The organism is Chitinophaga sp. Cy-1792, assembly GCF_011752935.1.
GTDB lineage: Bacteria > Bacteroidota > Bacteroidia > Chitinophagales > Chitinophagaceae > Chitinophaga.
Genome location: NZ_VWWO01000001.1, coordinates 415,140 through 429,345 on the forward strand (window position 1 = coordinate 415,140; position 14,206 = coordinate 429,345).

The 14,206-nt window shown below is 44.7% G+C and carries 12 protein-coding genes; 5 read left to right on the plus strand and 7 right to left on the minus strand.

Features of this window, described 5'->3' with window-relative positions; genetic code table 11:
* Positions 1-163: 163 nt before the first annotated feature.
* The 3 genes from F3J22_RS01705 to chrA all read left to right on the plus strand — a co-directional run bounded on the left by F3J22_RS01705 (position 164) and on the right by chrA (position 3,294).
* Positions 164-685 (plus strand): biopolymer transporter ExbD, encoded by a 522-nt coding sequence (locus F3J22_RS01705; RefSeq protein WP_167013650.1) that lies wholly within the window; start codon positions 164-166, stop codon positions 683-685.
* 108 nt (positions 686-793) lie between these two features.
* Positions 794-1,750 carry an isopenicillin N synthase family oxygenase gene (locus F3J22_RS01710; RefSeq protein WP_167013652.1) on the plus strand — a complete coding sequence of 319 codons (957 nt, stop codon included), beginning with the start codon at positions 794-796 and terminating at the stop codon, positions 1,748-1,750.
* Positions 1,751-2,133: 383 nt separating this feature from the next.
* Positions 2,134-3,294, plus strand: coding sequence for a chromate efflux transporter (gene chrA / locus F3J22_RS01715; RefSeq protein WP_370459418.1), 1,161 nt, complete (start codon positions 2,134-2,136; stop codon positions 3,292-3,294).
* Here the strand turns inward: chrA and F3J22_RS01720 are convergent.
* The 4 genes from F3J22_RS01720 to F3J22_RS01735 form a co-directional block, all read right to left on the minus strand.
* Positions 3,286-4,629, minus strand: coding sequence for a sigma-54 dependent transcriptional regulator (locus tag F3J22_RS01720; protein ID WP_167013657.1), 1,344 nt, complete (start codon positions 4,627-4,629; stop codon positions 3,286-3,288). The genes chrA and F3J22_RS01720 overlap by 9 nt on opposite strands.
* 80 nt (positions 4,630-4,709) lie before the next feature.
* Positions 4,710-5,312 (minus strand): DNA polymerase ligase N-terminal domain-containing protein, encoded by a 603-nt coding sequence (locus F3J22_RS01725; protein ID WP_167013659.1) that lies wholly within the window; start codon positions 5,310-5,312, stop codon positions 4,710-4,712.
* Positions 5,309-6,103 (minus strand): Ku protein, encoded by a 795-nt coding sequence (locus F3J22_RS01730; RefSeq protein ID WP_167013661.1) that lies wholly within the window; start codon positions 6,101-6,103, stop codon positions 5,309-5,311. The genes F3J22_RS01725 and F3J22_RS01730 overlap by 4 nt, the downstream gene beginning before the upstream one ends.
* A 163-nt stretch (positions 6,104-6,266) precedes the next feature.
* Positions 6,267-6,473 carry a hypothetical protein gene (locus F3J22_RS01735; protein WP_167013663.1) on the minus strand — a complete coding sequence of 69 codons (207 nt, stop codon included), beginning with the start codon at positions 6,471-6,473 and terminating at the stop codon, positions 6,267-6,269.
* Positions 6,474-6,704: 231 nt separating this feature from the next.
* Between F3J22_RS01735 and F3J22_RS01740 the strand changes: the two genes are divergently transcribed.
* Positions 6,705-8,156 (plus strand): ATP-binding protein, encoded by a 1,452-nt coding sequence (locus F3J22_RS01740; RefSeq protein WP_167013665.1) that lies wholly within the window; start codon positions 6,705-6,707, stop codon positions 8,154-8,156.
* A gap of 66 nt (positions 8,157-8,222) precedes the next feature.
* A complete protein-coding gene (locus F3J22_RS01745) occupies positions 8,223-9,662 on the plus strand; it encodes a hybrid sensor histidine kinase/response regulator (protein WP_167013667.1) in 1,440 nt (479 codons plus the stop codon).
* 103 nt (positions 9,663-9,765) lie between these two features.
* Here the strand turns inward: F3J22_RS01745 and F3J22_RS01750 are convergent, their stop codons facing one another.
* From F3J22_RS01750 to F3J22_RS01760, 3 genes are all read right to left on the minus strand, one after another.
* Positions 9,766-11,199 carry a sigma-54 dependent transcriptional regulator gene (locus F3J22_RS01750; RefSeq protein WP_167013669.1) on the minus strand — a complete coding sequence of 478 codons (1,434 nt, stop codon included), beginning with the start codon at positions 11,197-11,199 and terminating at the stop codon, positions 9,766-9,768.
* A 66-nt stretch (positions 11,200-11,265) separates the two neighbouring features.
* Positions 11,266-11,691, minus strand: a complete 426-nt coding sequence (locus tag F3J22_RS01755; RefSeq protein ID WP_167013671.1) for a response regulator transcription factor — start codon at positions 11,689-11,691, stop codon at positions 11,266-11,268.
* On the minus strand, positions 11,636-13,909 hold the full coding sequence (locus F3J22_RS01760) for a glycosyltransferase (protein ID WP_167013673.1): 2,274 nt from the start codon (positions 13,907-13,909) through the stop codon (positions 11,636-11,638). The genes F3J22_RS01755 and F3J22_RS01760 overlap by 56 nt, the downstream gene beginning before the upstream one ends.
* Positions 13,910-14,206 lie beyond the last annotated feature (297 nt).

A 14,206-nucleotide genomic window follows, 5' to 3' on the forward strand; every position in this document is an offset into this window, starting at 1 on the left:
TTGAGGATCGGCCTCCGGCCGATCCTCAACAAGACTATAAGTCCGATGCCGCAGGCATCGGACTTATAGTCTTGTTGAGGAATTTATGGAAATTATAACAGTCCCACATCTATACTATTGAAAGCGCTTTCAACCATTTTCGTATATTCTAAACCGTTAGATCATGGCTGAAATAAATACATCCGGCAACAACAAGCATCAAGGCAAAAGAAGAAGTATAAAGAAATCTACCCGCGTAGACATGACACCCATGGTAGATCTTGGCTTCCTCTTAATTACCTTCTTCATGCTCACCACTACCATGGCCCAGCCTAAAACAATGGACCTGATTATGCCCCGCACCGATGGCGAACCTTCTCCCTTACCGGAAAGTAAAGCGCTGACCGTTGTACTCGGGCCTGACAATAAAATTGCCTGGTACGAAGGTACACCACCAGCATCCAATACCCAGCCTGAGCTTCATTATACCAGCTATGGCAATAAAGGCCTGCGCGATGTCATCATCAGCAAAAAAGACCAGGTACAACAGCAATTTCATAAAAATGACCTGATGGTACTAATCAAGGCTGATAAGTCTGCCAACTACAAAAACCTGATTGATGTAATGGACGAAATGCTGATCAATAAAATCGATCGGTATGCGGTTGTGGATATCACACCTGAAGAACAGGCTTATTTCAACTAATTACCAGATATAGTTAGAATTTAACGTCATATATAGATCCGGGATGGGGTGTCTGCCAGCCATGTGGATATGATTTCATACCTTTGGCCTTCCAAAACAATAGTTATTATGGCAATTACTCACTCCATCCCATCCGTGGATCTCGCGGATTTTACGTCAGGTGACGCCAGTCGCAAAGCTGCGTTTGTGCAGCAACTTGGTAAGGCTTATGAAGAAGTTGGTTTTGTAGCAGTTAAGAATCATGGCATCTCTGATGAGCTGATTGCTGACCTCTACAATTATGTACAGGAATTCTTTGCACTGCCATTCGACATCAAGCATAAATACGAAAAACCAGAACTGGCCGGCCAACGTGGTTATACCTCTTTCGGTAAAGAACACGCAAAAGGTTACGAAGCACCAGATCTGAAAGAATTTTTCCAGTTCGGCCAGACAGTAGAAGATAAAGATCCTATTGCGGCTGAATATCCTGACAATATTCAGGTGGATGAAGTTCCGGCTTTCACACCTACTTTCTTCAAGGCTTACCGTGGCTTCGAGCAATCCGGCCGCGCATTGCTGCAGGCTATTGCACTGTACCTTGGCCTCGACGAAAACTACTTCGACGACAAAATCCACAACGGTAACTCAATTCTGAGAGCAATTCACTACCCTCCTATCACCCAGGAGCCTAAATCTGCTATCAGAGCTGAACAACACGAAGATATCAACCTGATTACCCTGCTGGTAGGCGCTTCTGCTGATGGCCTCCAGATCCTGGACAAACAGGACAACTGGGTACCAGTAACTTCTCTGCCTGAACAAATCGTGGTAAACGTAGGCGATATGCTGCAACGTCTTACCAACAACAGGCTGAAATCTACCACACACCGCGTAGTAAACCCTCCGCGTGAAAAATGGAGCTCCTCCCGTTTCTCCATTCCTTTCTTCCTGCATCCTAAATCAAACATGAAACTGGATAGCCTGGAAAGTTGCATCACCGCAGATAATCCACTGGCATACGAACCAATCACTGCCGGTGAATACCTCGATGAACGCCTCCGCGAAATCGGTCTGAAAAAATAAATCTCCGGAAGGAAAATTTATAAAACTTAAAGTCCCGGAAAGTGTTAACCTTCCGGGACTTTAAGTTTATACTACAGTAGGTAGCATCTATTCTTTAATGGTTTCCAGTTCAATATGGCTATATTAAGGTGCTTACGCACTTTTAGTCTCGAGGCTACACGACATCCAATTTCAGGCAGAATACAACGGATAAAAGGCCATTATTCGGTATTTCAGGAGCGGATATTACAAGTACCGTGCCTGTATTAATGCTGAATACTAGCTTTATTAGCAACACTGTTGTATTTTGCGCCTACTTTAGGAGATAATTAATTGAAAACCACAAAAGCTTAACCACCCGGCAATAAACTGTGTTTCTACGTCATATTCCATTTTTGAAAGCAGTGCTTTTTCACAGCATCACCGCCTACGGAGGTCCGCAGGGACATCTGGCAATGATGATGAAAACCTTCGTTCAGCAACGCAAAGATGTTACCGAACAGGAATTAATGGAATATAACGCCTTCTGCCAGCTATTACCCGGCGCCTCCTCTTCCCAGACACTTACGCTCATCGGATATAAACGAGGCGGTGTGCCACTGGCCATACTCACCCTCCTGATCTGGATAACCCCTGCCTGCCTCCTCATGGGCTCTCTCAGCTTCCTGTTACAGTATTTCGATAAATCTGCATTACATACAGATATATTCAAATACGTTCAGCCGATGGCCGTGGGATTCCTTGCCTATGGCGGCATCAAGGCGTTCAAGATCAGCATCAGTAACCTGGCCACGTTTATCATCATGGGCGTATCCATGGTCATGGCCATTAAATTCAAATCACCATGGACCTTCCCCGCCCTTATCATATTGGGCGGTATCGTTTCCAATTTCAGTAATAAACGTATTCCGGATATCCCCGACAAACCGAAGAAAATCCAGTGGGGAAACATCTGGCTGTTTGTATTGATATTCGTACTGGCAGGGTTCTTCTCCGAGCTGGCGCGTACGCACAACTGGATCACCAGACGACCTTTTAACTTATTTGAGAACTTCTACCGTTTCGGCAGCCTTGTATTTGGTGGCGGCGATATCCTGATCGCCATGATGCTGGAACAGTATGTAACCAGGCCCAAATCGGCCTTCTTGTCGGCTGAAGAATTGCTGACAGGCGCCGGCATCATGCGGGCGCTACCAGGGCCAACCTTTTCCATTTCTGCCTATGTGGGCGGCATGGCCATGCGCAACCTGGGCATGGGCTATCAGTTCCTGGGATGTGTGCTGGCACCTGTGGCCATTTTCCTGCCCAGTCTCCTCCTGGTCCTGTTCTTCTTCCCTATCTGGCATAACCTGAAAAAATATGTGGTCATCTACAGAGCCCTGGAAGGAATCAATGCGGTGGTAGTAGGCATTATGTGGGCGGCAACGTTCATCCTCTTCTTTGCCATTCCGACTAATCCTGTCAATCTCGCTATCATGGTATGCACGTTGCTTTTGCTGCTGTTCAGCAAAATGCCTTCGCCATTCATAGTGCTGGCCTGCGTGTTACTGGGATGGCTACTCTAGCGTGATATTATATTCCTTGATTTTACTGTAAAGTGTGGTAAGTCCGATGCCCAGCAGCTCTGCGGCCCTGGTTTTATTGCCTTTTACTTCTACCAGTACTTTGGCAATGTGAAGCTTTTCTACTTCACTTAATTTCAGCGAGGATGGATCTCCGGATACTCCCTGCTGAAAATCGAAGGGTAATGCGGTAACGTCCAGTACATCCTCATCTGTAAGAATAGCAGCCCTTTCAATGATATTTTTCAACTCACGGATATTCCCCTTCCAGGAATGACGCTGCAAGGCCTGCTGGAAAGCCGGGGTCATTCCCTTAATACGCTTGTTCAGCTTTGGACCTACCTGCTGGATGAACCACTCCGCCAATACAGGGATATCCTTTTTACGCCTGTTCAGCGAGGGCAGATTAATCTGGAAAGCCGACAGCCTGTAAAATAAATCGGAGCGAAATTGCCCGTTGTAGCTTTCAAATTCCAGGTTTCTGTTAGTAGCGGCTATAATTCGCACATCTGCTTTCGTTGGTTTGGATTCCCCTACTTTGTAAAACTCCTGCGCTTCAAGTACACGTAGTAGTTTTGCCTGTAATTCCACCGGCATCTCGCCTACTTCATCCAGGAAGATGGTACCTCCTTTAGCTTCTTCAAAAAAGCCTTTTTTATCTTTCACCGCACCGGTAAATGAACCTGCTATATGTCCAAAGAGTTCACTTTCCAGGATATCTTTTCCGAAGGCGCTGCAGTTTACGGCCACAAATGGCTGCTGATGCCTGCTGCTGGCGGAATGAATAGCCTGTGCAAAGACTTCTTTACCAGATCCGGTTTCCCCTAATAACAGCACGGTCATATCCGAAGCGGCCACTTTTCTGGCCATTTCAATGGCCTGGGTAATCTCGGGAGATGCCCCCAGTATGCTATCAAAGCTATATTTTCCACCCAGCTTCTTTTCCAGGTCACGGATACGGAACTGCAACACGGCTTTGTCCATCGCTTTACTTACCAGTGGCAGGATACGGTTATTATCATCTCCTTTGGTAATATAATCGAATGCGCCGTTTTTAATAGCCTGAACACCATCGGCGATGTTGCCGAAAGCCGTCAGTACAATGATTTCTGTTTGCGGGTATTTTTCTCTGATGGTATGTACCAGCTCTACGCCGTTGCCATCAGGTAGCTTCACGTCGGAAAGCACTACCTGAATTTCTTCCTTCTCCAGAATTTTCATGGCATTCCGAACATTGGAAGCCTCCTGGATAATATATCCTTCAAGAGATAACAGACGACCCATCAGCTTCCTGAGCTGCTCTTCATCGTCGATAATGAGAATGTGACCTTTAGCCATAGCTTTGCAAAGATAACAGAAAGGCACATGCGCCGATTAAATCATCGGCGAACTATATGGGGATATTAGTTATGCAGCTGTTAATGCTTTCCTCCTTTTGCAGCAACCTTCTTTTCTGCTGCCTTGTAACGGATACCGGCGTCTTTCACACGTTGAGGCGTGTAGTCTTCACTGTTATATTCATCGGTGGCGTACTTGTCTTTATGCTTGATTAACAGCCAGGCATTTTCGCCCCTGCCTTTCATATGCACCAATGCAAATTCACCCTTCAATTTTCTGCCTTTCAGAATTACCTTCAGATCGCCGTCTTTTATCTCCTGTAAGGCTTCTTTATCAAAGGTTTTATTTCCCGGGTGTATTAGCTCAAAGGTGCCTTTATCCCAGATATACACGGTACCGGCGCCATAATTCCCCTGTGGAATGGTACCCTGAAAATCTTTATAGTCATATGGATGATCTTCAACCTGCATAGCCAGTCTTTTATCCCCGGGGTTCAGGGAAGGGCCCTTGGGAATTGCCCAGCTCTTCAGTACACCATCAATTTCGAGTCGGAAATCGTAATGTAGCTGTGTGGCATGGTGTCTTTGTACCACAAATACATGTTTGCCCTGAACAGATTTTCCTGCTTCCGGCTCAGTCGTTTCACTGAAGTTTCTTTTGGATTTATATTTAACCAGACTCATGACGCACGTTTTTTACGGGTTGTTGCTGCAGGTTTGTTACCCAGACTAGCTTTCAGCTGTTCAAACAGGTCGGTACTCTTGGTATGCACCACCCGAAGTTTTTTAACCACGGGCTTTTTACCACTTGCCTTTGCCTTGATGATCTTCATCAGTTCGTTTGTGTATTCATCTTTATATGCAGCAATGTCAAATTTTTCGGTGTATTCCTTTACGAGTGCTGCGGCCATATCTATTTCCTTTTTATCCAGCCTGACGCCTTTAGGCAGGTTCAGATCCTGCGGGGAACGCAACTCTTCCTGGAAGCGCAACTGCTGTAGCAGCAGGTAATTTTCCCTTGGCCGGATTACCGCCAGATGTTCTGAGGTCCGCAATACAAAACTGCTGAGTCCTGCTTTCCCGGTTTTCTCCAGCGTCTGACGCAATAACTCATACGCCTTTTCCCCGCCTTTGGCAGGTTCCAGGAAGTAAGGAGATTCAAAATAGATATCATCGATCTCATTCTCTACCACAAAGGAAGTTATCTCAATAATCTTACTTTTCTTCGGGCTGGCGGCTTCAAAATCTTCATCTTCCAATACCACATATTCATCATTATAGAGATATCCTTTCACGATCTGTTCCCAGGGTACTTCTTTGCCTGTATCTTCGTTTACACGTTTATACCGGATATGTCCGAGGTTCTTACTGTCCAGCATGTCAAGGTTCAGATGGCTGTCTTGCGTAGCGCTGTAAAGTTTTACCGGGATATTCACCAGTCCAAAACCTATAGCACCTGACCAAATCGCTCTCATAATGTATGATTTTGTATTGTTGGATAACACACAAATAATACCGCCGGTTGCGGGTTTTACAGGCAGATGACCGGCAGATTTATCAAAAATTTCATCTACCTGTACTAAAATCAGCAAATGCAGGTATATCCTTTGCGGATGAACCTGCGTTTAGTCGCGCTATTTAATGACCGGTTTGTGGGTCTGCGGGCACATGAGGTACCTGTCTTTCAGGAATTTCCGGCGGAATCGGTTCATTCTCAGGGTGCTGCGGAGGTGGTTGCAAAGGAGGAACCGGATCCGGACTTCCTGGCAGTGGCTTACCTGGTGCAGGTTTCTCAGGAGGAATCGTTGGAATCGGCTCCCTGTTTCTTTCTGGGTTTCCTGGCATAATCTCAATTTTTAATAATGAACAATTACACGTAGAAAAAAATCAAAGTTCATTCCAGTTACCTACCGTTCTGTAGTGGATTTAAAAAGGTTATCAGCTGTAGAATATATCTGCATATTGTGGAAATACTTGCGCAGCCAATATACCCGGGGAAACCAATACTATATTATTCCTTATTTTCCCCAATAATAATTAACTTCAAATGCTTTCGCAGTAACCAGCAAGGACAACATGCATTTCTCAGTACACAAGAAAATTCAGATCGGTTTCGTCATCGCTTTTACCGTCATTATTATGGCGTCTATTTTCTCCTATCTTGTAGCAAAAAATCTGCTGGATAACGCTGCCAGGTTGAATCACGCCATTGAGGTATCAAAAAGACTGGAGGTAATAAACAAGCAGGTAAAAGAAGCCGAAGCCGCCATCCGTGGCTATAAGCTTACGCAAGACAGCACCTTCCTGGACCCTTCCATGAAAGACAGAAGCCTGCATATCGAAAAGGAATACCAGGTATTGCGCAGAGTCACTTCCGACAGCCGTATTCAGCAGTTACACCTCGATACACTCAGACAGCTGCTGGCAGTGAAATATGAGCAGCTACTGCAAAGCAATGTAGCGCAGGACCCCGCCACAGATAAAGCTATTGTTATTTCCAGCGAACAGGTGATGGACCGAATAGACAAAACCGTTCAGGAAATGACCAGGATAGAAGAAAGTCAGGTACATGAGAAGTCAGAGCTGTTCAATTTCTTCTCCGGACTATGGGTACCAATGATCTTCATATCCTCTCTGGCAGCCATTATCATCGGTATATATTCTTACATTACACTCACCAAGGAAGTACGGCTGCAACAACATATTGAGGCCAAATTGAAGTCTTACCAGAGAGATCTCCAACAGAATATATCACTCTTAAATAAAACCAATCAGGAGCTCGAACAATTTGCGTACGTAGCATCCCACGATTTGCAGGAACCACTGCGCAAAATATCCACATTCTCGGACAGGTTGCAAGTGAAATACAAAGAACAACTCCCTGCAGATGCATCCCAGCTGATAGATCGCATGGTGGCCGCTGTAGCCAGAATGCGTGTGCTAATCAATGACCTGCTGGTCTTCTCCCGTGCAGGCAGAATTGTTCCTGAAAGCATTGTCCCTGTAAACATGAATGAATTATTACAGGAAGTGATCAGTGACCTGGAAATCACGCTGGAAGAGAAGAATGCTATGGTTGTTGCAGATGACCTGCCGGTTATCGAAGGTAATCCTACCTCCTTTCATCAATTGTTTCAGAACCTCATCGCCAATGCGATTAAGTTCGCTTCTCCACATCGGCAACTACAGATAAATATTCATCATGAAGTCGTAACTGGCCAGCAGCTTGGATTTGTGAAGGAAGCCAGGTGGAATGATATGTTCTGCAGGATCGCACTGGAAGATAATGGTATTGGTTTTGATCAGGTATATGCGGATAGAATTTTTCTCATCTTCCAACGTCTCCACGGTATCAGCGAATATAGCGGCACCGGGATAGGGCTGGCTATCTGTAAGAAAATTGTAGACAGTCACCATGGCTACATTACAGCCAACGGAGTACCTGATCAGGGCGCCACATTTACTGTCATTCTTCCACTGCTTCAATCTTTAAAAAATGAAGAATATGAAACTACAACCAAAGGTTAGCACCGTTATTGCTGTGAATTTTCCTGTTAATACAAATAAGGACAGACGTTAATTCCAGTTACAACGATGAGTGAGTTACCTGTTAATATTCTGATGATAGATGACGACGAAGATGATTTCTTTCTTGTCAACGAATTGCTGCACGATATTTCTCCGGGACAATACAAACTGGAATGGGCCCCTACTTTCGAAAAAGGCAAACAGGCCATCAATACAATGCAGCATGATGTATACCTCGTAGATTACCGGCTAGGGCCATTTACGGGGTTGGATATCCTGCATTATTTCCAGATGTTGAAATATCAGGCACCTGTAATTATGCTTACTGGTAAAGGCGACTATGCCATCGACCAGGAAGCAATGCAGGCGGGCGCTTACGATTATCTCGTTAAAGGAGATATTACCGCCGATCTGCTGGAACGATCCATCAGATATGCCCTCGATGAATATAGTCACCTCCGCACCATTGAAGAAAGCGAAAAAAAATACTTCGGCATCTTCGAAAAAGCACATGACCTTATCATCCTTGCCGATAGCGACAAAAATATCATAGACGCCAATCCGGCGGCACTTCGCACCCTGAAATACCCGAAAGAAGAATTACTTCGTAAACGCCTCAGCGACCTCTTTATCAATAAAGAACAGGGTATGTTGTTTATCAACAATATCTGTGAAGATAGCGAAGCACAAAAAGAGTTCGATTTCAGGACAAAAGATGATCAGAAACTGGTAGTACAGATAAATGCGGTCATGCTCGATGAAGCAGCCCAGATATTCCTCTGTGTTATCCAGGATATTACAGATAGAAAAAGAGAAGAGCAGGAAAAACAACACCAGGAGAAATTCGTTATCACCGGCCGTATCGCCAGGGTGATCGCGCATGAAGTCAGAAACCCGCTTACCAATATATTGCTGGCAGTAAGCCAGTTTAAAGACGAAACTGCTGTGGCTGTCAGTGAAGATGCCATGTTGTATACAGATATCATTGAACGTAACTGCACGCGCATCAACCAGCTGATCACAGAGCTGCTCCATAGCACCCGTATGATGGAACTGCACGCCAATGCCGTATTCCTCGACAAGTTGCTCAACAGCACTTTACAACTTTCGGAAGATCGTATCAAGCTGAATGAAATCCGCCTGGACCTTAAACTCGCTGATGATAATCTGCAGGTATTGGTAGATGAAGAAAAAGTAGTAATCGCTATTCTGAATATCGTCATAAACGCCATTGAAGCCATGACGCCGGGTAAGGGCATCCTAACCATTACTACCCGCCGCCTTCATGATAAAGCGGTAATCAAAATTGCGGATAACGGTCCCGGCATTCCACAGGAAATACAGGCAAGGCTGTTTGATCCGTTCTATACCAGCAAACCCAAAGGTACCGGCCTCGGGCTGACCAGTACACAGAATATACTGTTGAACCACAAAGGCACGATTCATGTTGAAAGTGAAATGGGAATAGGCACTTCTTTCAGTATCACGCTTCCGCTTGCTCACTAGCAATTCCACTATCACTATAAATTAAAATCTCCTGGAGATTAACCCTGTAAAGGATTATCCCAGGAGATTTTCTTTATCGTTCACTGCTATAAATCTATGGATATTAATAATTTATGTTCAGCAAACGTAGTTTATTGTACAGTGTTTTTCTATCGATATTGAGCAGTTGAGCTGCTTTCGTTTTATTGTATTTTACTTCTTTCAGCACATTCACAATCTTATTGTATTCCGCCTGCAATGCAACGCTTTTAAGGTCGTTTTCATTGGTAAGAATAGCCAGTTCAGGATTCATTGGCATTTCTTCCTGCGGCTGTGCAAAAGATTCCTTCATTTCCAGCGGTAACGCCGCCATGGTGATATCTTCTTTTTCCGGCGTCAGCAGGCAGGCGCGCCTGATAACGTTCTTCAGCTCACGGATATTTCCAGGCCAGCTATACTGACGGAAACATTCCCAGACTTCATTGGATATTTTTCCACAATTCTTGTCTAATTCTCTCTCTACCTGTTTCACAAAAGCCTCTATGAAAAGTGGAAGATCTTCCTGGCGTTCGCGCAAAGGCGGGATATAAATCGTGAATTCATTGATACGATGGAACAAATCTTCTCTGAACTTACCTTTCTGTACAGACTCAGAGAGCTTTTCGTTGGAAGCAACGATGATACGCACATCCACAGGTATCTCTTTGAGGCTACCTACTCTGCGGATCACCTTTTCCTGTAAAACGCGTAACAGGGCTACCTGGATATCATAGGAAAGATTGGAAATTTCGTCCAGGAAGAGCGTTCCGCCCTGCGCCTGTTCGAAAGCGCCAATTTTGGTATTGATCGCGCCGGTAAAAGATCCTTTTTCATGACCGAAAAGCTCGCTGGCTGCCAGTTCTTTTGACAGCGAACCACAGTCCAGCGCCACAAATGGCTGATCATTACGTTTGCTGTGAAAATGAATGAGGTGTGCCACCGATTCTTTACCGGTACCAGTTTCTCCGAAGATAATCACGCTGTAATCCGTAGGAGCTACCAGTTTGATCTGGCGAATCAATTCTATGGAGTTGGCACTCTGGCCATATACGTACTTATCGTTTTTCTCCTGTTGATTTCGTTGCAGTAAGGTTTCCCTGGCAATGGTTTCATCAGCGGATTCTACCGGCTGACTGGCGCGTCTTTCCTGTTCTGCTTCCTTATGTGCAAAGGCTTTATGTACGAGATTAAGAATTTCGTCCGGATACAGCGGTTTGGAAAGATAATCATATGCACCATTTTTCACCATCTCCACTGCTACCCTGACATCGGTGTAGCCGGTGATGATAATAACGATGGTATTAGGGTTTATCTGACGAATATCCTGCAATAGCTGTGCACCATCAGTATCTTTTAACCTGTAATCACACAATACCAGGTCAAAAGGCTTTTCCTTCATCATTTTGAGGGCGGCTGTGCCGGTCATGGTGGTTTCCACAGCAAAACCATGCTTGGTAAGAAACTTACTTAGCAGGGTGCAGATATTAATTTCATCATCTATAATTAAAATATTTCTCATCTGGATTTGGTGATTTAGGGAACAGCTTACTTAAAATTACTAAATACTAATCAATCATGCGGACTGCTAACTTTTGATACGGTTCAGCAGTTCATCAACACTTCTGACATTGAAGGGTTTAGCCAGAAAAAAGGAGGCGCCGGTTGTCAGTGCCTGCTGCTTTTCGGATTCATTGTCATACGCACTTATAGTAATAATAGGTAAGGAAGGATCTAATGCCTTGATCACAGGCAGGGCTTCCAATCCGGACCCATCCGGCAGATGGATATCCAGGAAAAGTAAATCAGGTTTATGGCTTTTCAGAAACTGCAGTCCGTCGTGTAGGGCATGGACATACCTCACAGCATATCCATGCCTTACCAGGTTAAGCTGCAATAATCTGCAGATATCCGGTTCATCATCAATGATCAGGATGTTGGGTCCTGCCGTTCGATTATCAGTTGGTACCGATTCTGACCGGTTCCATGCTGTTGTCTTGTCGCGATGTAACATATTTATGCTTGTTCCATTCCTCCATTAGCAGTCTGGACATCAGGTAGCAGACGGTTGATTCTGCGCCCTGATTCTGGTTGACATTGTTCTTTTCAAGGCCATCGAAACATCCGTAAGTAAGTGGATTATACACCAGTTGCTTCAGATGATTATTACCCAGGAACCAGCTAAAAGCTAAACGTAACCGCTCAAGGTAGGAACGATTTTTTGTGAAATTATAAAAAGTATGAAGCGCCAGCATGGTATAAGCCACCTCTATTGGTTGTTCCCCGCCTTCTGCAACAATTGCATCTTTGCGGTGATACCAGGACTTATTACTGATCACCTTCATGTGATTATGGTTATAGGTTTTCTCCCACAGAAAAGCCAAACTTTCTTCGGCAGTACGTCTATAGGCCTCTTCACCTGTGATGGCCCCAGCCATCATCATGGCTTCCGGTAAGACGGCATTTCCGTATGTCAGATATGGTTCGTACCATTTCCAGGTATCATCCGCTTCCCGGTCATAACACTGCTGCAATCTATAGGCCAATGTTTTAACAATATCTTCTGCAACATCAGATTTTCGGTACTGGCGGTAATAAAAAAGTCCTTTTATGGCAAAAGCCATTGCCCTTGGTGAGGTCAGCTGCTCCATCCATTTCAGGCAAAGCCTGAATATGCTGTTTATCTGCTGTAGCAGGTCAAATGGTAGTTTGTTGAAGGTATACAGCGCATATCCGAGGGCCCAGATAGCACGGCCATTAGCATCTTCCAGGTTTACCTCCTCATTCATTTCGGAAAAAGAGCCATCTACATTCACATAGTTAAGGAATTTACCGGAAGGTTTCTGGCAATATTCTATCACATGAATGTACCTGCGGCAAAGCGAATAGATGAAGGAAGTAGGCTGTAACTCCTTCATATACATGCACATAGCAATCAATGCACGTGCATTATCGTCCAATGTATAGCCCGACTCCGGATCAGGGACATCATATTTGGAGAACTGGAGCATGCCGAACTCTGTGGTCATTCTGTCGATATGATCCAGATAGGGAGCGGGCAAATTAGGGAGGAGCGGCTTGTCCTCCGCAAATACCTGGCTGATGACGCTCATATGGGCTATGGCGACATTTTCCCAGATAGAGCTGCGTGTTTTCTCAATGGCGAGGGTACTCATTCTTTCTCTGAGCGCAGGATCACCGAGTAGCCGTATGGCCTCATCAGCCAGTTGCTTATCATTGTTAAAGTCTATCAGTCGCCCGCATTCGCCATCCAGCATTTCCATTGCCTGCACAAAGGAGGTGGAAATGATGGCACATCCCGCGCTCATGGCATATACAAAAGTGCCACTTACCGCCTGGTGCGGGTCTTTGGAGGTGAACAGGTATATATCCGTTAAAGCCAGGTAGTCCAGTAAGGTATTTAAAGAGAGATAAGAATTAACAAAACGTACATTATTCTCCAGCTGGTATTCTGCTACTAGCTGCTCAAGATACTCCCTGTATTTCTCGCCCTGGTGGCTGGATACCACTGGATGGGTTTTACCCAGAATAAGATAAATGGCATTGGGATAATGTTGTACGATTTCTCTCATCGCTTTAATACCCGTTTCGATTCCTTTGTTTTCACTCAACAACCCGAAGGTACTGAGAACCAATTTGTTCTGCACGCCGTATTGTTGTTTGAGCGCTTCCGGATCATCTACAATATGCGCATGGGTACCATGTGGTATGTGCACAATTTTAGATTTGGGCACCTGGTAAACATCTTCCAGCAGTCTGGCAGATGAATTTGTCATCACCATTACTTTTGCGGCCAAGGCACTGATGAGGCTAACCACTTTGGTGCATTTGGGGTCAGGGAAAGGCAGGACAGTATGGAATCGGATAATAAAGGGTTTATCCAGCATGGAGAGCATACCCAGCAGGTTATGTCCATATTCTCCTCCCCAGAGGCCGAATTCGTGTTCAATACATATGAGGTCAATTTTTTTATCTCCGTTCACCCTTTGTGCAAATGCGATACAGTCGTCAATATCGAAAGGATTGAGGGTGTAGGCTACTTCGGGCTGTTTTTGTAAGATCGGCTTTCCGGCCTCCTGTAAGGCACAAACCTGGATCTCTAATTTGCCGTCAAAGCTTTTACGGAGGGAGTTGATCAAATCCTGGGCAAAAGTGGCTATTCCGCATTCACGAGGAGGATAAGAAGTAACAAAAAGCAAGGTTCTGGTCATAATCCACATTTTTTTTCGTTTATAGAATACAGCCGTACCCTTTGCGGAGTTCAAATTTCAATCCACTGGATTTATGTGGAATTAAGCGGATTGAGCAGGGGTATTTGAAGAATTTTTTCCACACTTTCTGGTCTACACTGAGGAAGCCCGTTTCTTTTCCATTTTGATAATTTTTTTTGCAAATTTTTAGTTAATCGATCCTTTCGTTAACATCTGATAAAGGTTTGATATAAACATTATTTTTTACTTCGCTATACAGAATTAAACTAATTGTATTGTATTCCTCCTAACAGGCAA